General features: G+C 43.3%; 14 protein-coding genes. 1 reads left to right on the top strand and 13 read right to left on the bottom strand.

Going from position 1 to position 23,256, the window contains the following annotated elements:
• Positions 1-148: 148 nt before the first annotated feature.
• The 3 genes from DN752_RS22620 to DN752_RS22610 all read right to left on the bottom strand — a co-directional run bounded on the left by DN752_RS22620 (position 149) and on the right by DN752_RS22610 (position 6,380).
• A complete protein-coding gene (locus DN752_RS22620) occupies positions 149-1,711 on the bottom strand; it encodes a RagB/SusD family nutrient uptake outer membrane protein (protein ID WP_162633325.1) in 1,563 nt (520 codons plus the stop codon).
• Between the two features lie 19 nt (positions 1,712-1,730).
• A complete protein-coding gene (locus DN752_RS22615) occupies positions 1,731-5,051 on the bottom strand; it encodes a SusC/RagA family TonB-linked outer membrane protein (RefSeq protein ID WP_162633324.1) in 3,321 nt (1,106 codons plus the stop codon).
• A gap of 201 nt (positions 5,052-5,252) precedes the next feature.
• Positions 5,253-6,380, bottom strand: a complete 1,128-nt coding sequence (locus DN752_RS22610; protein ID WP_112786083.1) for a FecR family protein — start codon at positions 6,378-6,380, stop codon at positions 5,253-5,255.
• A gap of 217 nt (positions 6,381-6,597) precedes the next feature.
• On the opposite strand from DN752_RS22610, the gene DN752_RS22605 reads away from it, so the two are divergent.
• The gene (locus tag DN752_RS22605; protein WP_112786082.1) at positions 6,598-7,137 is read left to right on the top strand and encodes an RNA polymerase sigma factor; all 540 of its coding nucleotides are present in this window, start codon (positions 6,598-6,600) and stop codon (positions 7,135-7,137) included.
• A gap of 253 nt (positions 7,138-7,390) precedes the next feature.
• Here the strand turns inward: DN752_RS22605 and DN752_RS22600 are convergent, their stop codons facing one another.
• From DN752_RS22600 to DN752_RS22555, 10 genes are all read right to left on the bottom strand, one after another.
• Positions 7,391-7,858 (bottom strand): DUF5018-related domain-containing protein, encoded by a 468-nt coding sequence (locus DN752_RS22600; protein ID WP_162633323.1) that lies wholly within the window; start codon positions 7,856-7,858, stop codon positions 7,391-7,393.
• A 37-nt stretch (positions 7,859-7,895) separates the two neighbouring features.
• The gene (locus DN752_RS22595; protein WP_112786080.1) at positions 7,896-9,746 is read right to left on the bottom strand and encodes a RagB/SusD family nutrient uptake outer membrane protein; all 1,851 of its coding nucleotides are present in this window, start codon (positions 9,744-9,746) and stop codon (positions 7,896-7,898) included.
• A 27-nt stretch (positions 9,747-9,773) separates the two neighbouring features.
• Entirely contained in the window at positions 9,774-12,899 is a 3,126-nt protein-coding gene (locus DN752_RS22590; protein ID WP_162633322.1) for a SusC/RagA family TonB-linked outer membrane protein, read from the bottom strand.
• An 11-nt stretch (positions 12,900-12,910) separates the two neighbouring features.
• On the bottom strand, positions 12,911-13,312 hold the full coding sequence (locus tag DN752_RS22585; protein ID WP_162633321.1) for an STN domain-containing protein: 402 nt from the start codon (positions 13,310-13,312) through the stop codon (positions 12,911-12,913).
• 1,173 nt (positions 13,313-14,485) lie between these two features.
• Positions 14,486-14,977: a hypothetical protein gene (locus DN752_RS22580; protein WP_112786077.1), complete on the bottom strand. Its 492-nt coding sequence runs from the start codon at positions 14,975-14,977 to the stop codon at positions 14,486-14,488.
• 103 nt (positions 14,978-15,080) lie between these two features.
• Positions 15,081-15,449 carry a hypothetical protein gene (locus DN752_RS22575; protein ID WP_112786076.1) on the bottom strand — a complete coding sequence of 123 codons (369 nt, stop codon included), beginning with the start codon at positions 15,447-15,449 and terminating at the stop codon, positions 15,081-15,083.
• Positions 15,450-15,607: 158 nt separating this feature from the next.
• Positions 15,608-16,840 carry a hypothetical protein gene (locus DN752_RS22570; RefSeq protein ID WP_162633320.1) on the bottom strand — a complete coding sequence of 411 codons (1,233 nt, stop codon included), beginning with the start codon at positions 16,838-16,840 and terminating at the stop codon, positions 15,608-15,610.
• A gap of 145 nt (positions 16,841-16,985) precedes the next feature.
• Positions 16,986-18,431: a sulfatase gene (locus DN752_RS22565; RefSeq protein WP_112786074.1), complete on the bottom strand. Its 1,446-nt coding sequence runs from the start codon at positions 18,429-18,431 to the stop codon at positions 16,986-16,988.
• Positions 18,424-21,654, bottom strand: a complete 3,231-nt coding sequence (locus DN752_RS22560; protein ID WP_112786073.1) for a glycoside hydrolase family 2 TIM barrel-domain containing protein — start codon at positions 21,652-21,654, stop codon at positions 18,424-18,426. Before DN752_RS22560 ends, DN752_RS22565 begins: the two co-directional genes overlap by 8 nt.
• A gap of 12 nt (positions 21,655-21,666) precedes the next feature.
• Complete coding sequence (locus tag DN752_RS22555; protein ID WP_112786669.1) at positions 21,667-23,172, bottom strand: arylsulfatase; 1,506 nt, start codon at positions 23,170-23,172, stop codon at positions 21,667-21,669.
• Positions 23,173-23,256: the final 84 nt, after the last annotated feature.

Below are 23,256 nucleotides of genomic sequence, written 5' to 3'. Positions count from 1 at the left end.
CCCGGTTTATGCATTAGGAATCGCCATAGCCTGTCCCGCCTAGTGTCGGGAAGAGCTGAAAGTGCAATAGATAGGCTAATGCAATTTCCGAGTTAACGTTTCTTAGGAACGGTTGGCCCCAAATAGGTACTTCACCCGGCCTTCTGTATCAATATCCCGGGTTTTGGAGATCCTTATCCGTTTCCAAAATATTGATATGTGCTTGGGGTATAGGCATCAAGGTATAATATGGCTGAATATTCTTTTCGATGATAAAGGTGGAAGTGGTAGCCGGATCGGGAAAATCCTGAAGTGTATTGCTAAATCCTTCCAAGGTAGACACATACCTGCCCTGCCTTACGAGGTCAAACCACCGGTGACCTTCTCCAAATAACTCCAGCCTTCTTTCTTTATAAACGGCTTCCTTAAACCCATTATAATCCAAAGCGGAAAGGTCATCTAAACCTGCCCTGTTCCTTACTTCATTTATCGCATCATAGGCAGGCGCTGTCGGTCCATTATTTACCTCATTCAATGCTTCGGCATACATCAACAATACATCTGCAAACCGAAGAACTTTGGTATTGACTCCTCCATCATTCAGCACCAAGCCTTGGTAGAGTATATCTTCTACTTCGATGTACTTGAACACATGAGGGTCAAAAGTAGCCGTGGCACCATCAGGATTAGATAAACTGGAAAACATGCCCGTTTGGTACCGCTGGTCCTCTGGATCAAATGCCTTCACCAAATCGGGAGTAGGCCTTAAGAGGCCATTGCCACGGTAGTTAGAACCTAGGATTCCGGAGAGATTCCGAGGCAAGGTAGTGATACCTGCCAAAGAGCCTCCTTGTGATACCCCGATGCCACTTTTCATCTGTGCCTCAAACAGGGACTCTTTACCCACATTCGTTCTAAATGCATCTAGGTAATTTTCTTCCAGACCATAGCCGTAGGCAGCCCTATTATTGACCACTTCATCGGCCATTTCGACAGCCAGTGCATATTTGGAAGCATCATTTAGTGGCTGTCCGGCCCAAGTCAAATAAACCTTAGCCAACAATCCATAAGCACTGCCGGCCGTCACACGGCCCAAATCACCGCCGGACCATTGGTCGGGGAGAACAGCCGCAGCGTCCATCAAGTCTTGTTCTATTTGTTCATACACATCTACAGATGCTGTACGTTCGGCGGCAATCACAAAGGCATCATCCAAGTCCTTAATAAGGGAGGTCGTCACAGGGACGTCACCGAAAAACCGGACAAGGTCAAAATAGGCAAGCGCTCTGAAAAACTTGGCTTCGGCCACTAACCTATCCCTGATATCAATATCCTCAGCGACCAGTTCTATTACGGCATTTGCCCTTCCTATGGTAATATAATGCTGGTTCCAAACGGCTCCAATATGATCTATTTCCGAATTGATATTCAGTTGGCTCCAAGCCTGCCAAGTTGCATTTCCCACATTTGGATCCGTAAACATATCATCGGTATTTACATCGGTAGTCATGTAAAAATTCCCAAAATACCAGCCACTGTTTCCACTTTGAACAGATGCATAGATAGCATCTACTGCAGAAATAGCGTCTGTCGTAGTTTGGTAGAAGTTGGCATCCGTCAAAATAGCTGTGGGAGTCTCTTCCAAGAAACTGGAACATGAAAATAAAGCAACGCCACTCATGATTACCAGTCCCTTGGTAATAGTCGAATAAACTCTTTCTATATATTTCATCTTTGTTGTCATAATTTTTTTAAAACCCTATGTTAAGTCCCACTACGTAGGATTTAGATTGTGGATAGATCCCTTGGTCATACCCCTGTTGGGTAACAGAGGAGGACCTGGCCACATCTGGATCATAACCAGAATAATCTGTAAATGTGATCAAATTGGTCCCTGTCACAAACAGCCCTAACGAACTGATTTTTAACCTTTCGAGCATACTTGCAGGGAATTGATAACCTAAAGTGACCGTCTTGACCCTTACATAAGATCCATCTTCAAGCCACTTATCCGAAAACCTCATTGGAGTCCTCACCCCAGTAGCCCTTGGGATATCCGTATCGGTATTGGTAGGTGTCCACCGATCCACTGTGGATAGCTCATTATTGGATTTACCGTCCAAGGATAAGAGGTATGTATTTCTGTTGAGGTTTACGATTTGGTTGCCATGACTTCCTTGCAAAAACACGGTAAGATTTAGCCCTTTGTAACTGAAGGAATTGGTAAGTCCCCAAAAATGGGTAGGGATAGCATTGCCTATGACCACCCTATCATCTGGGCTAATATTTCCATCGCCGTTTATGTCCACATATTTAAGATCGCCAGGAGACTGTGTGGCACCATCTATCGTCAAACTGACATCCGAGCCATAGAGTCCATCAGATAACCAACCTCTAAAAACTCCTAAATTCCCTCCTACGGCCAGTATCTGGCTCCCATTGGTCTGTCCAAACTCACCTCCAAAGCCTGTATATATGGTGTCGTTTTCAGCTAATGCCAACACTTCATTTTTGGTGTAGGTAAAATTACCCGTCACATTCCACTGAAAATCCCTGCCATCTATGACATTGACATCTATCTCCACTTCCATTCCGGAATTCCTCACACTTCCTATGTTGGTCGTTGCCGTTAGGTTGGTAGTTCCGACTATGGAAGGAAGCGCCCTGTTAAAAAACAGCCCCTCTGTTTTACGGTTGAAGTAGTCCAGTACCAAGCCTACTTTTCCTTTAAAAAACATCCCGTCAATTCCTATATCTGTCTGTTTGGAGATTTCCCAAGTCAAATCTTGATTGGGCAAATTCAATGGGGCAAATCCTGTCCTTATGTCTTCATTGGCTCCGATGATCGCTCTATCAGGGCCTAATATGCTGAGGGTAGAATATACATTGACACTCTGGTTTCCAGACTGTCCATAACTAGCCCTTAATTTCAAACTCGATACCGCATCGATAGAAGCCATAAAAGGCTCTTCACTGATTTTCCAAGAAATGGCTCCAGAAGGAAACAAATGCCACTTATTACCCTCTGCCAGTCTGGAGGCTCCATCGTATCTTCCTGTAAAGGTCATTAGGTATTTGTCCTTCAGGCTGTAATTGGCCCTCAAAGCAAATGAAGCAAGCGCCCATTTGGAAGCTCCACTGTTAGGGATAAGTACGTTTGCCCCAGAGCTGAGGTCATTATAGGTCAGGTTATCCAATACATACCCTTGCGAACTGGCAGAAAAACTTTCGTTGGTTACCTGCTGAACCTCAGATATCAAGTTTCCTTGAAGCTTATGGTCGGTTCCAAGGGTTTTGTTGAAGTTCAGTTGATTGGTGCTTACCCAGTTAGTATTTTGGGTAGTGCTTCTAGAAGCAAAACCGTCATTACTTCCTATGATGAACTTTTTGGTGTATAAGCCATTTAAGCTACTCTGCAGCCCAAAGCCAAAGGTAGATTTAAAGCTAAGCCACTCCTTGATATCATAGTTCAGGTATAAACTTCCAATTATCTCGGTGGCCTGAGCGTCATTGACCACGCCATTTAGCAGTGCTACTGGATTGTCAAATATTGGTTCAGGAGCATTTGGGATAAAATCACCATTATCATCCATGATCTCTAGTGTAGGATTGGCCACTAAGGCAGCCCAGACGACATTCGAATTGCCGGAATTGCTTCGGGTACTTCCACCGGCATTAACACCACTGGTTTTTTGACGACTAACAGACAGTGTATTCCCCACAGATAATTTGTCGGTAATATTCGCGTCCAAATTGGCCCTGATACTGTATTTTTCGAATGCAGAAGTCTTGATAATCCCATCTTGGTTTAGGTAATTACCAGAGAGATAAAAACTCAATTTTTCGTTTCCGCCCATCGCAGAAAGCTGGTGGGTCTGGATAATGGCAGAACGGTATATTTCGTCCTGCCAATCGGTGCCCTGTCCCCCATTATGAAAAGAACTTATGTCCGAGGCCGAATACCTTTCTGGGTTTCCTATGGTCGTTTCGGCCTCATTGGCCAATTCCGCATATTGGGTAGCATTCAATAAATCGATCTTTCTTCTAAGATCCTGAACACCATAAGTGCCATTATAGCTAATATTAAACCCTTTTCCCGCTCCTTTTTTGGTAGTAATAAGTACCACGCCGTTTGCTCCTCTGGATCCATAAATAGCTGTAGAAGAGGCATCTTTTAATATTTCGATAGAAGCGATGTCATAGGCATTGATTGAATTTAGATTGCCGGTATAAGGCAACCCATCCACAACATACAATGGATCCACACTACTATTAATGCTGCCCAGCCCTCTGATTCTTACCTGAACATCACTTCCAGGTGCTCCGCTGGATGAGTTCACCGCTACCCCAGACACGTTTCCTTGCAGTACCTGGCCAAAATTAGATAAAGGCCTTTCGGAAATAGCTGTACTTTTAATAGAGGATACCGCACCCGTCATATCTGACTTTTTGGTCGTACCATATCCTACTACCACTACCTCATCCAGTCCTGCCTCACTTTCTTCCAGTTGGACAGAAAGCGAGCTTTGGCCGTTTACATTCACTTCTTTGGTCGTGTACCCGATAAAGGAAAACACCAATACGGCATTATTATTGGTCACCGAAAGTGAAAAATTACCGTCAAAATCTGCTTGAGTACCATTTGAGGTGCCTTTCTCCAGGATGTTTGTGAGTGGTAATGGCGCTCCATTTTGGTCGATTACCTGTCCTTTTACCAAAAGGGTATCTCTGGGATTAAGGGGTTTCTCTTCACCAGTAGGGAGATTACTTGTTGGCTTGCGCGTTAAAATAACGTGGGTACCCTTGACCTTGTAAGCTGTCGTACTTGCTGTAAACATCCGCTCCAAGATAGTTTCGATCTTTTCATTGCTTACTTTAAAAGAAAGTCTACGACCCAAGTCCACGTCCTTGGTCTTGTACACGAAATGAAAATCGGTAGTAGATTCGATCCTGTCGATAATATGCGCTATGGACAGGTCATTTACATCCAGCGTAATCGGTACTTCTTGGGCATAAGTATCACTGGCATGGGTGCGAAAAATCGTCGCTGACATAAGTAGAAATACAAGCATGTATTTCAGGTTAATAGGGAACAAAGAATCCTTTGGCCTCGTTGAATTGGGGCTATTGTTCATTTTTTAATAGTTGATTAGGCACTGTAACTAATTTGACAATCACTCTTATCGTCGGAAAATGTTGGCGCATTTACCGATCTTTTTCTTTCGTTGCATGTTATACTGCTCTTATTTGGGCGTCATAGCTCATGAGTTTTTTTAATTGATGATCACTTTATTGTTATCAATGGAATAGTTGATCGCATGGGTTTCGTTAAAATATTCGAGCACTTCCTCAATGCCCACCTTACCAAAACTGGCATTAAACTTCTCTCTACCCAATTCTTCATTATTGTTTTGAATATCGATATTATAGTTACGCTCAAGCTTTTTGAGGATTTGGTTGAAGGTTTGGTCCCGGAATATCAACTCTCCCTTCAGCCATGCAGTGTATATACCGGTATTGACCTCATCCACTTGGATGTTTTTGTCCGTGGAGTTATAAGCACCACGCTGGCCAGGTATCAGCCGGACTTCATCCTCCTGTTTGCCGCCTTCTTTTTGGAGGCCCACGGCTCCTTCTATCAAGACCACTTCTACGTCTTCATTTTCTTTATAGGAAGAAACGTTGAAGGCCGTACCGTAAACTTTCACTTCCACCCCCTGGGTGTGGACCAAAAAAGCTTTTTCCTTGTTCTTGGCCACCGAAAAATAGGCCTCTCCAGTCAGGAACACTTCCCTTGATTCACTGGCAGAAAAATTTACCGGATAACGTAATGAACTCCCCGCATTCAAATTCACTTTGGAACCATCGGATAAGATGACCTGGATCGTTTTACCGTTGGGCACATTCAAGGTGTTATAGACGAGTTCTTCACCCGAATAAGCTCCAGAATAATCCAGTCCTTCTTCTTCCAACCTTACAATCATCTCATCCTGATTATCCTTGACCACTTTGGATTCGCCAGGCTGAAGTACCTGAATCCTTCCGTCCCCCAAATCCAATGTAATGGCTCCTTCTGGAAGCGGTATCGGATGGTCATTTTCAAAATAAAATTGCTGCAGCAAAAAGGACAGCCCAACGATCAACACTGCTGCAACACCGTATTTGAACCAATGTAGCCCCTTCCTCTTGCCGGGTTGCTCCGTTTGACGGATTTGTTTCATTGTATCACGGAAGGCCTGATCTACATCATCGTCCAAAAAAGCCAAATTCACATCCTGGGCCTCCGCTAACCTTTCCTGCACCATTGCCCTGTTATCCGGATCCTGCATCCATTCCTGCAACTCCCTAAGCTCTGTATCAGATATGGTTCCTATTATCAGTTTAGTGATTTTCTCTTCCATTGGCATTGGTTTGGCTTTCTTCTTTATTTAACCCCCATTATGCATTAGCCTATCTATTGCGATTCTTAATGCATAATGCAGGTTTAAGCCAGGCAACTATTACCTAGTTTATATGATCTATACTGTTAAATTTTAAAAAACCCCTAAAAAAATTAAATTGATTTTATTTTTTTACGATATTACATGTTATTAAATACCCAAAATTAACCAATATAGCATGAATGATGTTACAGCAGTTAAAGCGTTGAAAAATGGGAACACCACGGCATTTCAACATCTATTCAACAAGTATTACAAACACTTGGTAGCATTCTTGATGACTTATAATCACGATAAAATGCAGGCCGAAGACATTGCCCAACAGGCATTCATAAAATTATGGGAGGAAAAGCACAGGCTAGATGAAGATTGTAGTCCCAAAAACTATCTTTTTACAATCGCATATTACCATTACATCGATACCGTCAAAAAAGAAAGCAGACGCAATAAATTGCTATTTGAGTTATGGCAGCAATCCCTCGATGATCAAGCACCGGAAAATTCAAAAGTAGAAGAAGAACGCTTACAATTATTACGAACCGTAATTGATTCTCTTCCTTCAAAATGTAAAACGATTTTCCAAATGAATAAAGTACAGGGAGTCAAGTATAAAGATATCGCCACGACACTCGGGATATCCGTAAAAACAGTAGAGTCCCAGATGCGTATAGCTTTCCGAAAAATACGTGACACTATTAATACTGAACTCCATATTTGACACCTTTTTCACTCCACTTGACCTACCTCTAGCTATGGCAAATCCCAGGATTTAACCCGGAATATGCATTAGCCTTTAGTTATCGGTGTGAGCGTCCGACGCGGCGAACACTCACACCTTCAAACCATCGATATACTTGTACTTTCAGTTCTTTTTTCCATTCCCCGGTGCAGCCTAGAATGACTCCTAATAAATAATCCAAGTCGGATACATCTATCAACAGGCTGCCTCAGTACAAGTCAACTTGCTCCTGTCAATTGCCGGCGCCTTCTCCCTCTACTTCCACAAATACGGTCCAATCATGGGTGGTCCCATCGGCCGAATGTACAGTATATACAAATGACCTATCCGAAAAATCAGCCGGAATACCTGCTCTTGGTGCGTCTCCTACTGGTTCTATTTTCATAGCTCTATGGGTAAAAGTGATACCCAACAATGACAAGTAATCGGCATTTTCTTCCGAAATGGTAATAGTGGCAGTAAAGTTATCATTGTCGATTACAGCCGCTCCTTCAGAAATAAACACCCTGCGCGCTCCTGTCACCACTCCGTCTTCTTCCCACACTTGCCGGTCTGCTTCTTCCAAACGGAATAACCGGGCATCCAGCAAAAATGCCGTATCCCCATATTGGCTTAGGTCCATGTCCACTCGTGGCACACAAGAAGCGCTTGCAAGCAAAAGAACGTATATAGAAAGTGATATGATATTAAGATTTTTCATAATGCTATAGTTTAATTAAACAGATGACTTCACTAACTCACAACCAACCTGGGTTTTGCTCTAAAGCAACCCCTGCGGACTCCATATAAAACTCAATCTCGTTATTGGGAATCGACTGCAAATAGTCCCTGTTGGGGTCAATATAATAACCACGTGCTGTTTCGGTGGCAAAATCAGCATCTCTCCAGAGTGGATTGATGTACTCACCAAGGGTATCCGAATTCACCCCGATGACCAGCTTCACTTCCGAAAGCTCTCCTTCATTGAATCCTGAATTAAGGAGTGTAGCTTCATCATCCCAATACTCCTGTAGCTCTTGGAAGTAAGCACCTCTCGGCTTATAACCATTGATGACATCTTCGTAAATGGCCCACCTTTTCAGGTCATCGTTTCTAAATCCTTCTAAGAACAGCTCCACCCTACGCTCTCGGCGGATTTCATTCAGTATATTGGAGGCAGCAGGGGCATAGCCCTCATCCTCCGAATAGGTGATCGACCAGCTGTTCACATCTCCCATACTCATATGGGCCATACCTATACGGTCCCGGAGTACGTTGACCGTTTTATCAATATCAGCTTGGGTAATGGTACCCAAAATAGCCTTCGCCTCAGCATAATTCAGAAGTGCTTCTCCAGCCCTGAAAATAATATTATCAATGTTATTTAGGTCCCTCGAAACTGCCGACAAAGCAGCATATTTATACGTGGCATAGCCCCCCAAATTATAGACAAAGTTACCGCTCAGCAGCAAATAGATATTGTTTCGTGTAGCATCTCCAAATGGAAGCCCCCTCGACTCAAAGTAATCTTGGTATCCACCCCGTTCCGGCCCATATATAATTTCCTGTACACGTGGATCTTTGGCATGGAGTAAACTAGTCTGGTTGGTATAGTCATAGGTAACGGTAGATAATTCCTCCGGACGGCCATCACTTAGAAGAACATTGTCCATCCAGCTTTTAGTAGGACTTCCTGATTGCCAGTTCATTGTATGCGCACTGGTAGAGGCGACACCAAGATCTACGTCATATCCCCTCCAGAAATACACTCCAGCTACTCCACTATAATCATTTTGGGCAAATAGGTCACTATATATAAATCCGGGACGTCCTTGAAAAAGCGAAACGCCCCTTTCAATCAACATGTCTCCCGCTTCTACAGCAGCTTGAAGAAAAACCGTCCCATCACTTCCATCGACAGCAAAAGGGGTCGCCTTTTGCCCATGATAGTATTCCCAACTTCCTTCAAATAAACCAACGCGGGTTTTGAAGGCCAAGGCAGTTTCTTTGTTAAGCCTACCCGTCGTGGCTGCACCGACGCCTTGCCACTGCATCAACGTAATGGCCGAATCCAAATCCTGAATGATTCTTTCGGCAATAAAATCACGGCTCTCACGGGTCTTGTACAAGTCCGGATCCTCGGTATCCAGCGAACGGTCAATATATGGAACCCCTCCAAATGCCTGAAGTAAATTAAAATAATACCAAGCCCGGGCATAAAAAGCTTCTCCGATATACTGATTTACCTCTGCTCCCCTAGTGCCCACCTTACCTTTATTGTCCAGCAAGTAATTGGCATTCCTGATATTGGTATAATTATTATTCCAAGCGTTAGAAGTATTACTCGCAACACCCGTGTTGTTCCACTGGTAGATGGTGTTATTTCGCTCGCTTCCTGCTACAAAATTATCAGATGTAGCTTCTCCTGACCGCCAAGAGTCCTGCCCTGGGCTGAGGGAAACATACAGCCCGTTCATATAATTTTTATAATCAGTAGCCTGACTAAAAAAGGTCGCGTCACTCGGAACATCTTCTGGGGCCAGGTCTAAATCTGCGCAACCTAGAGCGACCCACAATAGTCCTAATATGATTATTCTATATCTTTTCATTTTCTTGATTTTTTGGTACTACACTGATCAGATTCCTACCCTAACGCCAAATGAAAATGTCCTCAGTGGAGGATACATTTGTCCGTTATTCTCGATCTGGAGCGGGTCGACATTTTTGTTCCATTGCTTTCGGTATACAAACCCGACATTTTCGACACTGGCGTTAAACGTCACATTATTTAAACCTACTTTCCCTGCCAAAGACATCGGTAGCTGGTAGCTTAAATTAATGTTCCTGATACGGAGATGGGCAAGGTTAAAGGCATAGCGGCTATTGGGCATGGCCACATGGGGCACCTGATTATTGATCGTCCAATAATACCTTGGAAGGAATGCATCTGTATTATCTGTCCTCCAGTATCCCTGATCATCATACAGATAAGGGTCTACCCATCTAAATGCCCCTACCAAAGACCTACTGGTAGAGTGAACCGTCTGTTTTCCTACACCATCAAATAATGCTGATAGACTAAAGCCTTTCCAGCTGGCTTGTAGGGAAATATTGTACCTATATCGGGGGTAATTGTACCCGAGCAACCTCCGGTCTCCTTGGGCATACCAAAAACCTCCATTGCCTTCATCGATGACTCCATCCCCATTGGTATCTGCATATAAGATGTCTCCCGGTATGAACCATTCGGAGTTTGCTCGAGGGTGTTTTACCCAATGTGGGTTCGTCAATACATCTTCGGTATTTTGTGCTATACCGATTACATCTACTCCATACACCTCGCCAAATCGTTGCCCGGTCGTCCAGACCCCTCTTTGTCCCGCTTCATTGGGGTTTTCATAATCCACCACGTACCCAATATAATCAGACAAGCCTAACCGCACACTGTACTGCAACGGACTACCTCCTACATTAAACAGGTCATCATTCCACCGGACCATGACTTCCCATCCCCTGGTTTCTGACACGGTGTTGTTTGTCCTTGGAGGCTCAATTCCCAACACCTCTGGCAAAGTGGTGGCAGGCCCTACTTGGTCGTATGAAGTCCTTTGGTACCACTGGTATTCAGCTTGGAGACGATTTCCAAAGAAGGCAATCTCTCCGCCAAACCCTATATTTCTTACACGTACCCAAGTTAGGTTTTGAGGGATCAAGCTTGGCTGACTCGCTGAAGGAGGCCTGGTACCACCTATCAATGTCCCTATTTGGGAATTCGTGCCGATAGTGGATATATATGGATACAAACCAGATCTAGCAGGATCACCTTGCTCTCCCCAGTTACCTGTTATTTTCAGCCTGTCCACTATTCCCTGCAGTGGCCAGAATTTTTCCTCATGGATATTATACCCTGCTGAAACGGCCGGGAAAAATGCCCATCGATCTTCAGGCGCAAACCTAGAAGAAGCATCATAGCGTGAATTCATTTCTAAAAGGTACTTTCCCTTATAATTATAATTAAGCCTGGAAAAGACACCTACATTGGCCCAAGTGCGGATTTCATCATCCACTACTATATTATCACCAAAGGCACCGCTAAGTGAGGGGACGCTCGTAGTATAAAAATCAGACCTAAAACCATACAACTCTTCATAGCGCTGCTCCTCTTCATTGTACCCTGCAAGTAATAAAAATTCGTGGTCACCAAATTTACGGGTATACGAAGCGCTTAGGTTCATCACACTATAAGTAGTGTTTTGGGTTGACTTTGTTACAGCGTCCTGATCGGGATTTCTCCGTGAATCTACTGGGGTGCCGTCTGCATCAAGGCCCATAAAGGCAAATTGGGTGCGATCAGCAGAACGTTGGTTAAACCTTAGGCCATAATCTGCCGTGATCTTAAGTCCTTCCAATGGCCTTATTTCCACGTTGGCCTTATTAAAGACTTCATTGATGTCATTATCATAGGTACCTGCCAGTCCTTTAATACTGGGGATCAAGCTGAATTCATTGTATGAACCGTTGTCTTCTTTGATTGGAAAGTGATTTGCATCAAAGATATTTTCAAAAATGCTCCCATCATTTTGATTGTTTACACCATCCCCGCCGGTATTCCATATCTGGGGCCTTACGGTTTTTTCCTTGGTGTACCGGGAGTTTACCCCAATGGTCAGCCAGTCGGTGATATCCGTACTGGCCTTGATACTGGCTGTATTACGGATCACATAATCCACCTCGGAATTATAGATCCCGTCTCGTTTGTCATTGCCAAAACTAAAATAAAAGGATGACTTTTCGGTACCTCCGCCTACGCTTAGATTATACCGTTGATTAAGGATATTGTCCCTAAATGCAGCAGCACCGATATCTTCATTGGCATGATAACCACTCACTTTTATGTACTTGCCATTGGGACCTATTTCATTTTTATAGTCGATTTCTCCTTCTACATATTGTCGGATCAGCTCAAGCTGTGTGTCAGACATCAATACGCCATTGGAATTGGTGAGAAACTCTTGTGAAATCAGTGCACGCTGATAGGAATCGTATTGGTCAGGAATGCCCGTGGGTTTGCTCAATTGAAAATCCGCACTGAAATTAACGGATAAACGTTCTCCTTTTTTACCGGATTTAGTCGTAATGAGAATCACTCCATTGGCCCCTCTGTTACCGTAAATGGCTGCCGCAGAAGCATCCTTCAAAACAGAAATATTAGCCACATCATAAGGGTTTACATACCTAATGTCCTGCGCCACTCCATCCACCAACACCAATGGCTCTGCTGCCTGAGGTCCTGAATTGGCATTTCCTGTAAAATTGAATCCTGTAAAACCTCTGATATTCAAACTCGGATTATCATCCGGGGCATTACCACTTACCCCAATATTTAGATTGGGAACAGAGGCGGTGAGCATCTCTGCCACTGAGCGAACTGGTCTGTTTTCAAGGTCTTCTTCATCTACTGTGGCCACCGATGAAGTCAAGTGTTCTTTTTTCTGTTCCCCATATCCGACTACGACCACTTCATCCAGGCCTCTTTCACTTTCTTCGAGTTGGACAGAAAGTGATGTTTGACCATTTACATTGACCTCTTGGGAAGTATACCCGATAAATGAAAATACCAAAACAGCATTTTCATCCGTCACTGAAAGTGAAAAATTACCGTCAAAGTCTGCTTGGGTACCGTTCGTTGTTCCTTTTTCCAAAATATTGGTCAGCGGCAACGGATCGCCATTCTGATCGACTACCTGACCTTGCACCTTCACTGTATCACGGACTATGATGCCCCCTTTACTTCTGGCAATTGAGGCTTCGCAAGCCTTTTCTTTAAAATAATATGGGTTCCTTTTACCTTATAAGCGGTAAGACTCGATTTAAACATTCGCTCCAAAACCGTTTGGATATTTTCATCCTGAACGTGGAGAGAAAGTTTTCGGTCCAGATCTACATCTTTGGTCTTATACACAAAATGAAAATCTGTCGTAGATTCAATTCTGTCAATGATACGCCCTACGGAGGTATTGCTAACCTCTAAGGTGATCTGGATCTTTTGGGCGTAATTGTCTTTGGCATACAAGCGGAAAACGGTGACTGCCATGAGCAGTAAAACAAGCTTGTATTTGAGGCTGATTATGAACAAAGGTTTCTTAAGCCTCTGTTCATTTGGGCTATTTTTCATACTTTTGAGTGTTTGATTGTGCACTGTAACTAATTTCACGATCATTCGCATAGCCGGAAGATGTTGGCGCATTTTCCGGCTTTTATTTTCTGAAACTTGTTAGGCTGCTCTTATCTGTACATCTTTCTGCATAGGGTTTACTGTTTTATTGATGAAAACTATATTGATGTTAAACCCGGATTATGCATTAGGAATCGTAGTGAGAGCTGAAATTGCAAGAAAATCAGTTAGTTTGGAGGCATTAGCGTAGCACCGCTACGGTTATGCCGAAAACTAAAGTGAAACGACTGATTTTGAAGCAGTTTCAGGTCGCAACAGATAGGCTAATGCATATTCCGGGTTAAACGTTATTTCTTATTCCTTTTAGGCTTGGTTCCATTGGATTGGCATACAATTGCTGTTTTAGAGATAGTCGCTTCACGCATTAAGCTTAACTCCCACTGATTTTAGTGCCTTAGGCTACTCGACACTTTATATATGGTATACTATTAAATTTTAAAAAACCCTTAAAAGAATAAATTAAATTTTAATAACTTCTAACATCCCCCCTTACGCCAACCCCTATCGGGTTAAAACCGAACGAAATATTTTTTAAGGAGGTAAAATATATCAAGCTAAAAAAACGGGGTAAGCAGCACCGTATTTCGAAGGAATGCTGCAAGTAATCACTGTAATAGTAAATAGGTTGCTCACAGAATACACGGAAATCTCAGAAAGACCTTATTTCATTCTGAGGGTTCTGCGCATTCCGTGAGAAATAAAAATCTACTGGCAAAAGAGCGTGTATTCAAAAAATCGATTATCAATCCATCACCGTTCCCTTCGGCTACGCTCAGGGAGCGGTGGGGGGTGTAATCTCAAACAGCTAAGCCCATTTCCTTTGGCTACGCTCAGGGAGCAGGGATTCTCCTACCGTTGTTCCGACAGCTATGCTGCGGAACCACTAGCATTGAGTTTTTAACTCAATACCACCTATTGCGTGACTTCATGAGAAGCTTGGTAAGGGACATTAAGTCCTCACAGAATACACAGAATTCTCAGAAAGACCTTATTTCATTCTGAGGGTTCTGCGCATTCTGTGAGAAATAAAATTGAACATAGGTTTTGGCGAGGGAACGACTATATTTCTGGACCTTTCCTTCGTAAAACAATGCTAATAGTTAATCATTAAAATCACTTAAGTAGGGGTGCATGGATACATTGATGAACCAAAGATTCCCATTTTTTGATCAAATTCAATTCATCACCCAATTGTGGTTTTTCATTTTCATTATAAAATTCAAATCGTTTTTTTGATTTGTCTTTCAAAAGGACAGTTAATTCCAACTTTTCAATGACCGATTGATGTCCATATTTGGTACTGAACCCGCGCTTAATGGTATCCAAATGACAATCGTCCACTTCAGCAAAGGTGATACTTGCCTCCTCTGTATTCTTTTTTGTCTGTTTATAATAGAGAAGGTGTCGCTTGTCCGCCGATACGCCGATGGCAAAATTAAAGCCTATATCCTTTACGCCTACATCACTATGGACGGAAGAAGCAATGGCATATAATCCATTTTGAAGTTGTTTCTTGTTTTTATTTCTGTTCCAATGCAAAACAGCAAAGGGTAATATGCATAGGACTATTCCTACCAGTCCTATGACAGTGGTGTCAAATTCCATGTGTTTGATTTATTTTAGGATTAATATAAATAATAAACTAAAAGACAGTCAGTTATAACGAATCCGTTATAAACTCAATTACTGCCCGATTACATGGAAAGTGTTAAAAGAAAAAATAAAACTGGTAAAGAAGATTTGCTTTATTTTGCTCAATTAGGATTTTGAGCGAATTTGATAATTGTCTCTGGTATAAGCGTTTAAATTGAAAAGCATGAATACTTTCTACTTCCGAATCTCCTTTTACATCAAAAAGTGAAGGGTCAAATGGCGGAGGAACGGGAATACTTGTGGCATATTTGGCTGTATAAGCATGATTAACATACCCCAATAAATCATCAACCTGATAAACTGATTTTGGCTCAGATTGATTGCTAGGATCTATCTTGTTTTGAAAACAACAAACCACTGTGGTGGCCATCGAATAAATGGCCACTAAAGCTACTACAGTGAATATGTTTCTGAATTTCTTCAAGTTCCTACCTTGTATTGATCCGTAAAAATAACATTTTACTTACAGATTCTTAAGCATTTGTCCCATTTTCTTCCCTTGACCTTATTGGGTATAACTGAATAAAACAGCCCATATGCCCTGTCTCCATTAAAACAGGGCGTATGGGATGTCATAAAAGATTAATTCCCTGCATCAGTAGCCAAGGGAATGTCAAGGTGCACATACGATCCTGCTGGGACCGTAACGTTCCAATTTGAATTCCCATTCAATGTATAGCTATTGCTCACTTCGGTATCATTAGCGGTCCATATCGTCCTTGTGACGGTTCCAGCAACTGAATAGGTACTTTGCAAGCTGATCTGGGTGGTCTGATCGGAGGTGGATTCGTTCACAATATGAAGGCTTAGGCTCTTATCCTTGGCAAAAGCCAAGACACTCATGTCACTACTGGATGAAGTAGATGGAACGACATGCTTGCTCCGTGCATTATTCACCAGATTTTTAAACCCTGTATATTTCTTGGGCTGAATGGTACCATCATAATTCACAAAACGCGGAACGGCCTGGTAAAAAGCAACCGACTCGACGCCTGATCTCATCGAAGGAAAGACATGGGCCATACCTGCTACTAAATTATTAATATTGTCATTTGTTTTGTATCGTGTAGCCTCAGAAAACCAAACAGGTTTGCTGGTTTTATTGACCAATTCGGCCCATTTACCGTCCCAGTCAGTTAGTGTACCATCATCATAGAAATGACAGCCGACGATGTCCATGCTTCCTTGCAGGTTTGTCACCTTATCGATGCCACCTTGTAGTCCCCAAGTTTCCATCCCCACTCTTGTTTTACTGCCCAATTCATCCATTTGGTTAAATACCTTATCATAATCCGTGCTGGATGCATTGTCCTCATTAAATGGCCCTACCCAATCAACTGTAAGGTTATGGTCTTCTAACATCAGAAGGTATTCATCCCACTTTTGGGCATAGGCAGTCAAGTTTAGGCTGTAGATATTGTAAGGACAGCATCCTTTCATCGAAACTGGAAACTTATCTCCCTGATGAAGATTGTTGTTCTGGTCGCCGTCACCGTTGGCCACACTGGCAAAAAACTTGACGTTCGGGTGAGCATTCTTTGCCGCTTCCATGGTCGACACCAGTTTATCATAAAATGGATCGCTCGCATCTCGCATGGCATACAATGGAACCCTCAGAATATCGAGTTTCATCTCATTAAAAAGCTTATCGGCAATTACAGAGGTATTACCATCAGCCCAACCTTTAGTGGATAATTTGGAATCACCAGCAAATACCACCGTTTGGTTTAAGGTGGCGGGGTCTACTGTTATCACAGGATTCTGCAAACTTTGAAGCTGGGAAATCTCAGCTGATCGTTCATCAAAGGATTCCATGTCCTGGCTTTTACAGGCCATCATCCCAAGCAAAATGAATAAAAGGTTTTAATCGAATTGTTCCTTTTCATAATAATGGGTTTGATTGTTAAATGATTTATTTATCACCAAACTAGCCCATTATGTCTCGAAACAGTATTAATTATTATTCTAATAGTATTAATTTTTGGTCATTTTCAAATTCAGCATCATACGATGGATTCTTCTCTGTTGGTACAGGGGCATGGTACCGTTTCCTCCATTGATCCAGTTTTCCGAGAAGTTCTTTTACCACATCCGGATGTTCGCTGGCTACATTGTGCTTCTCTCCTACGTCCTCCCCAAGGTGATAGAGTTCCAATCCTCCATCTTCAAAATATTGATGTAGCTTCCAATCGCCTGAACGAATCACTGATCCTGGTCTGGTCCTAAAAAGCGGATCCCTAGCTTGGTCCTCTAATGGCTTATAAGCTTGCAGGTAAATAGGAAAATGCCAGAAAAAATCCCTGTCGGCCATTTTTTGCCCTTTCAACGCGGCAGTAATATCACTGCCTTCTAGGTCCCAGTCCTCTTTCTCGTCACCGATGATCGTGGCTAGTGTAGGAAACAAATCCATTTGGCTTACGGGCTCATTGCTTACGGCGGCCTGCAAGGTACCCGACCAGCTTACGACCATGGGAACCCTGATCCCTCCTTCATAATAACTTCCTTTTCCGGCGCGAAGAGGATCTTGACGGCTGGTCGCCCGTATCCCTCCATTATCTGAAGTGAATATGATAATGGTATTTTCAGAAATCCCTAACTCATCCACCTTTTCAAGCAGTCGTCCTACATTCTTGTCCATGTTATAGATCATGGCCGCATAGGTGGTGTTGTTCCTTCCTGGCTTTCCCTGTTTTGATGAGAAGCGTTTGAGATCTTCTTCTTTGGCCATCAATGGGCTATGCACAGTATAAAAAGGGAGGTATAGAAAAAACGGTGTATCCCGATGGGACTCCACGAAATCCATGGCTTCCAAGGTCAGCCTATCGGTAAGGTATTCTCCTTTCTTTTGGGGTGTTATATGATCCACCTTATAGGGGCTAAAGTATCCTCCTCTACCAGGATTGCCCTGTGGGCCGCCCGCTACATTATGGTCAAAACCATATTCTAGGGGATTTACAGAAACATGCCATTTCCCAAACGTACCGGTAGCATAGCCGTTTTCCTTAAAGAGATTCCCCAGGGTCTTCATTCCGCTGGGGATAAACTTTTCATTATGGGAAGGAATGAGCACCCGGGTTTTGGGATCGCCCCTATCTGGTGGGTGCACAGTATATACGCCATGGCTCATACCATACTTACCTGTAAGCATATTTGCTCTGCTTGGCGCACAATTGGCTGCTCCTGCATAGGCTTCTCTAAACACCACTCCATGTGCTGCAAGATGATCCAAATTAGGCGTTTCATAAAACTCAGCCCCCATAAAGCCAAGGTCCTTCCAGCCAAGATCATCTACATTGATCAAAATCACATTGGGCTTTTCCGAGGGACCAACCAGCTCCATGGACTGACTAAACACATTTGCTGAAAGGGCCAGAGCAATAAGAATACTCCCTATAATCTTACTCATTATGATAATAATTGGATATTTCCTTGTCTATTGGACTGGCAATATACCCCATATCTATTGATTCCAATACATCTGCAAATGGTTCTTTGCCCTTTTGCAGTTTTATGGTAAATGCATAATAATGGTCATGTGGCAAAATCCTGTATTGAGTATGGGGCCTGTCTCCCCAGCTATTATCACCTCCTACACCCATCTGTCTATAGTCCAGGTTTACCTTGATATGATCTTGCTTTTTCATATCCACCGTATGCCTTACATCCATTTTTTTCTTTTGACTGAAGGAATCCTCATCATAGTAACTGGCGCCCCACGAAAGCTGGGGGTGTCCCACTACCACTAATCCAGTCCCCTCTTTGTCGGCAAATCTCACTACTCTGGTATCTGTGCGGTATCCGTTTTCCTGGGGTCTCACATAGGGATGAAATAGCCCCTCGACACTAGAATGATAAGCACCCACCAAGGCAGAAGTCTTACGGTCAAGATAATTTTCATGTGGTCCCCGGCCATACCAATCAACGGCATCCAAATCACTTGTCAACTTCAACTGCATTCCAAGGCGCGGTAGTTCGGGAACCTTAATATGCGGTGCTACCAAAAAGGCATTTTCTACTTGTATTTCACCTTTCCAGTTGATTGTATAACTGGTATTGAACTTGGATTCAAGTTCTGGGATAATACTATAGACCCTTATTTTATAAGTACCCTCATTGATTTTTTCCAAGGCTACCTTTTCGACCTTCTTTTGTTGTCCGGCATCTTTCCAAGCTCCTTCTCTTTTTACCATACCGTTACCAAAGTCATTGTCCACTGGAGCTCTCCAGAAATCAGGCTGAAGCCCTTGGATCAGGAGCTCTTTACCCTCCACCTGGATACTGCTTAATTCTCCCGCCCCACGATCAAAGATGATGTGAAAACCATCACCGGAAAACTCGATATGTGAACTTGACACTTCTGCGTTAAAGTTGCCAAAATCAGTATCTTCCATCACCGGATTATGGGGATGGGTTACGGGAAACAGGAATTGCTCCTCCCCAACGGTATCACCTTTTTGGATCCAAGCAGACGACACCTTGCTGATAAGGTATAGGTTTATCGCATACTCTTTGCCCTCTTCCCTTTTATTCGAAATCGGGATCTCGACTACCTTACGTTCCATGGCTTCTATATCAATCGGCAAGACCCCTTCTTCGATAGGCTGGCCATTCGCCATAAGTACCCAACGAAGCTCCCGATCGTCGTAGTTTTTAAAGGTATTCTCATTGGTCACCAAAAACTGCCCTTGGTCAAGGTTTAGAGGTTCTACTTTAAAATTCTGATACACTTTCTTCACCTCGAAGGCATGGGGGTTTAACTGGCGGTCTGCTCCCACTAGGCCATTGATGCAGAAGTTATTGTCATTTCGCAAAGTATCAGGGCCAAAGTCCCCTCCATAAGCAAAGTAAGTGCTTCCTTCTGTTGTTTCTTTATAGAACGCTTGGTCCACCCAATCCCAAATAAATCCTCCTTGAAGCGCATCATATGATTCGATCAGGTCCCAATAATCCTGGAAATCCCCTAAGCTATTGCCCATGGCGTGGGCATACTCACATTGGATAAGAGGACGGTAGATATTGGGAAGTATGGCGTAATTTTCCATTTCCTCCATCGATATATACATAGGAGCATAGATATCTGTATGTGGTTTTAAATTGGCTTGTTCAAACTGCACTGGTCGTGCATCTTGGCCCTTTAGCCATTCATAAGCTTTTACAAAATTCACACCGTCACCCGCTTCATTTCCCAAAGACCAAATGATCACCGAGGGGTGGTTTTTATCCCTATGATACATGCGTTCGACACGGTCCATGTGCGCGCGTTCCCAAGAAGGATCATTTGAAATATGATTGGCATGATCGTATTCCCGCTGCTTGGCAGCTCCCATCGCATGGGACTCGATATTGGCTTCATCCACCACATATAGGCCATACCGGTCACATAGCTCATACCAATAGTCGTCATTGGGGTAGTGTGCCGTACGTACCGCATTGATATTCAACTTCTTCATCAACTTCACATCTTCCTCCATTCTCTCTCTGCTGATATAATGGCCCGTTTTGGGGTCATGCTCATGGCGGTTTACCCCTTTTACCAATACCGGTTTCCCGTTTACCAACAGTTGAGCGCCTTTAATCTCTACTTCACGAAATCCGACATCTTGCTTGACTACTTGCACTACCTTCCCGTCAGCATCCAGCTGTTCAATTATCAAACTGTACAAATAGGGTATTTCAGCTGACCACTTATGGACTTGGTCAATGGTGGCTTTATAGCTAAGGGGCTCATTACCCGCTTCCTCAAAATCGTAATCAAGGAGGCTTGATGAGTCTATCTCGCGCTGTTCTGCATCCAATAGCGTCACCCTATATGCTCCTTTTCCGGCTCCTGAAGTATTTTCGGTAAGTATGGACACTTCAAGCTCCCCATGTTCATAACCTTCATCTAAACCCGCTAACACTGAAAAGTCAGCCATATAATCCACCGGAGTGGTATAAAGGTACACATCTCGTTCGATGCCGCTTAACCTCCAAAAATCCTGTCCTTCGAGATACGATCCATCCGAAAACCTAAATACCTTTACAGCAAGGTCATTTTCCCCTTCCTTCAGATAATTGGTAATATCCCATTCTGCAGGAGTTTTTGAGCCTTGTGAATAACCAACTTCCTCCCCATTTACCCACAGGTAAAAGGCGGATTTTACTGCTCCAAAGTGAAGCACAACCCTTTTTCCATTCCATTCTTCCGGGATTTCAAACTTCCTTTTGTATGATCCCACCGGATTCCAGTCATCAGGGACATGGGGTGGATTGGGGTTTTTAGTGAATTCATAAGGATGGTTGAGGTAAATAGGGAAATCAAATCCCTGCATTTCAATATTACCCGGAACCTTGATCTCTTCCCAAGCCGCTATATCATAATCAGACCGATAAAATGCTTGGGGGCTTTTGGATGGACTGGACGCCCATCTAAACTTCCAAGTGCCATTCAGTGATTTTACCAAACTGGACTTGTCAAAAGCAGGTGCCATAGCACTTGACCTGTCTGTATAAGGAACATAAGAGGCATGTGGAGCTACTTTGTTGATCCCAACAATCTCTTGGTTTTCCCATGCGGGGGCTGATGCTTGCCCATACGTTTCCTGAATAGTGATACCCATCAGGAAACACAAAACATATGTTAACTTCATTGATAGTGGGAATTAGTCTACAATAAAAAGATTTTGGTCTTCTTTCCCTTCATGTTTGTACAGCGGAAATACGGGGTTCTTCTTATGGCTACTTTCCATTAGACCAGCCATCTTCTTAACCAACTCAGGGTGTTTATCTGCCACATTGTTGGTTTCCCCTGGATCGTTTTTAAGGTCATAGAGTTCTATTGGAGCATCAGGTTGGTTCCTGACTTTCAACCTCACGGCCTTCCAATCACCATCTCTCACGGCCTGCTTGCCCCCTTGCTCTACAAACTCCCAATATAAATGGTCGTGTTTTGGCTGGTTGCCATCACCTAACAATGTCGGCAAAAAGGAAACGCCATCGACTTTTGGCAATTCTTCATAATCCACCATGTCCGCCACAGTCGGAAGAATGTCCCAAAATGCAGAAACATGGTCTGTCTTGCTGCCCTTTTGGATCTTACCAGGCCACTTCACTACAAAAGCCGTTCTTATACCACCTTCATAGAGGTCTCTCTTATAGCCACGATAGCCATTATTGCTATCAAAAAAGTCAGGGTCGTTTCCTCCTTCTTGATGGGGGCCATTATCACTGGCAAACATGATGACGGTATTTTCTGTAAGTCCCTTCTCCTCTAGTTTTGCTACTATTTCTCCGACATACTTATCGATTCTTTCGACCATTGCCGCATAGGTGGCGCGGGGATATTCCTGTGACTGGTACATACCTACGACAATATCTTCTCCATAGTCGGCACCTGGCTTTCCTTCGTAAGGTTTTTCTGCTCCAAATCTCCTTCGGTATTTATTGACCACCGCGGTATCAGGGGCTGCTAGCTCGGCATGGGGCGCCACTAGTGGTACGTACATAAAAAATGGCTTGTCTCCGTTTTTGTCAATAAATGCCAATGTTTTATCATGGATCACATCCTGTGCATAAGTGTTTTTATCGACCCAATCATTCCCTTCAAGGAATACCTTTTGGTCATTTTCCCAAAGGTACTCGGGGTAGTAACGGTGGGCTTGACGCTGGCAGTTGTAGCCAAAGAAATAATCCAGACCTTGGTTATTGGGGTCTCCCTCAGTTCCGACGAAGCCCAAGCCCCATTTTCCAAAAGCACCAGTAACATACCCTGCTTTTTTCATCATCTTGCCTATCGTCAAAACAGAATCAGGCAACGCCTCTTGCCCTTCTGGCTGGTATTCCTTATTGCCACGAATGGGAGTGTGTCCGGTATGTAGTCCTGTCATCAGTGCTGAGCGGGAAGGAGCACATACTGTACTTCCCGTATAGTGGTTCATAAACATCATTCCGGACTCGGCTAGCGCATCCAGGTTAGGTGTTTCTATTTTTTCCTGTCCATAAGCTCCCATATCCGCATAGCCCATATCATCGGCCAAAATATAAATTATATTGGGCTTTGTACTGTCTTGGGCTTCGGTACTTGTTGTCGGTCCACATGCTGTCAGGGCCATTATGGCTGACAGTACCATTACAACATCGGAAGACTTTGTTTTCCTTGTATTCTTCATGCTTGGTTCACTGTTAATATTAATCAACCAAAGATAATCTACAAGTACACCAAGCATTCTTACTATCCATTCAAATAATATGAA

Origin of the sequence: Echinicola strongylocentroti (assembly GCF_003260975.1) — a bacterium.
Classification (GTDB): domain Bacteria; phylum Bacteroidota; class Bacteroidia; order Cytophagales; family Cyclobacteriaceae; genus Echinicola; species Echinicola strongylocentroti.
Note: the sequence above shows the minus strand (reverse complement) of the source record. Positions and strands in the feature narration are given on the sequence as shown.

What these genes read in the sequence shown, in the direction of transcription:
- DN752_RS22565 (WP_112786074.1), bottom strand. Translation starts at nt 18,431, where the DNA reads ATGAGTAAGATTATAGGGAGTATTCTTATTGCTCTGGCCCTTTCAGCA.
- DN752_RS22560 (WP_112786073.1), bottom strand. Translation starts at nt 21,654, where the DNA reads ATGAAGTTAACATATGTTTTGTGTTTCCTGATGGGTATCACTATTCAG.
- DN752_RS22605 (WP_112786082.1), top strand. Translation starts at nt 6,598, where the DNA reads ATGAATGATGTTACAGCAGTTAAAGCGTTGAAAAATGGGAACACCACG.
- DN752_RS22600 (WP_162633323.1), bottom strand. Translation starts at nt 7,858, where the DNA reads ATGAAAAATCTTAATATCATATCACTTTCTATATACGTTCTTTTGCTT.
- DN752_RS22585 (WP_162633321.1), bottom strand. Translation starts at nt 13,312, where the DNA reads ATGAAAAATAGCCCAAATGAACAGAGGCTTAAGAAACCTTTGTTCATA.
- DN752_RS22570 (WP_162633320.1), bottom strand. Translation starts at nt 16,840, where the DNA reads ATGGAATCCTTTGATGAACGATCAGCTGAGATTTCCCAGCTTCAAAGT.
- DN752_RS22620 (WP_162633325.1), bottom strand. Translation starts at nt 1,711, where the DNA reads ATGAAATATATAGAAAGAGTTTATTCGACTATTACCAAGGGACTGGTA.
- DN752_RS22595 (WP_112786080.1), bottom strand. Translation starts at nt 9,746, where the DNA reads ATGAAAAGATATAGAATAATCATATTAGGACTATTGTGGGTCGCTCTA.
- DN752_RS22615 (WP_162633324.1), bottom strand. Translation starts at nt 5,051, where the DNA reads ATGCTTGTATTTCTACTTATGTCAGCGACGATTTTTCGCACCCATGCC.
- DN752_RS22610 (WP_112786083.1), bottom strand. Translation starts at nt 6,380, where the DNA reads ATGGAAGAGAAAATCACTAAACTGATAATAGGAACCATATCTGATACA.
- DN752_RS22555 (WP_112786669.1), bottom strand. Translation starts at nt 23,172, where the DNA reads ATGAAGAATACAAGGAAAACAAAGTCTTCCGATGTTGTAATGGTACTG.
- DN752_RS22580 (WP_112786077.1), bottom strand. Translation starts at nt 14,977, where the DNA reads ATGGAATTTGACACCACTGTCATAGGACTGGTAGGAATAGTCCTATGC.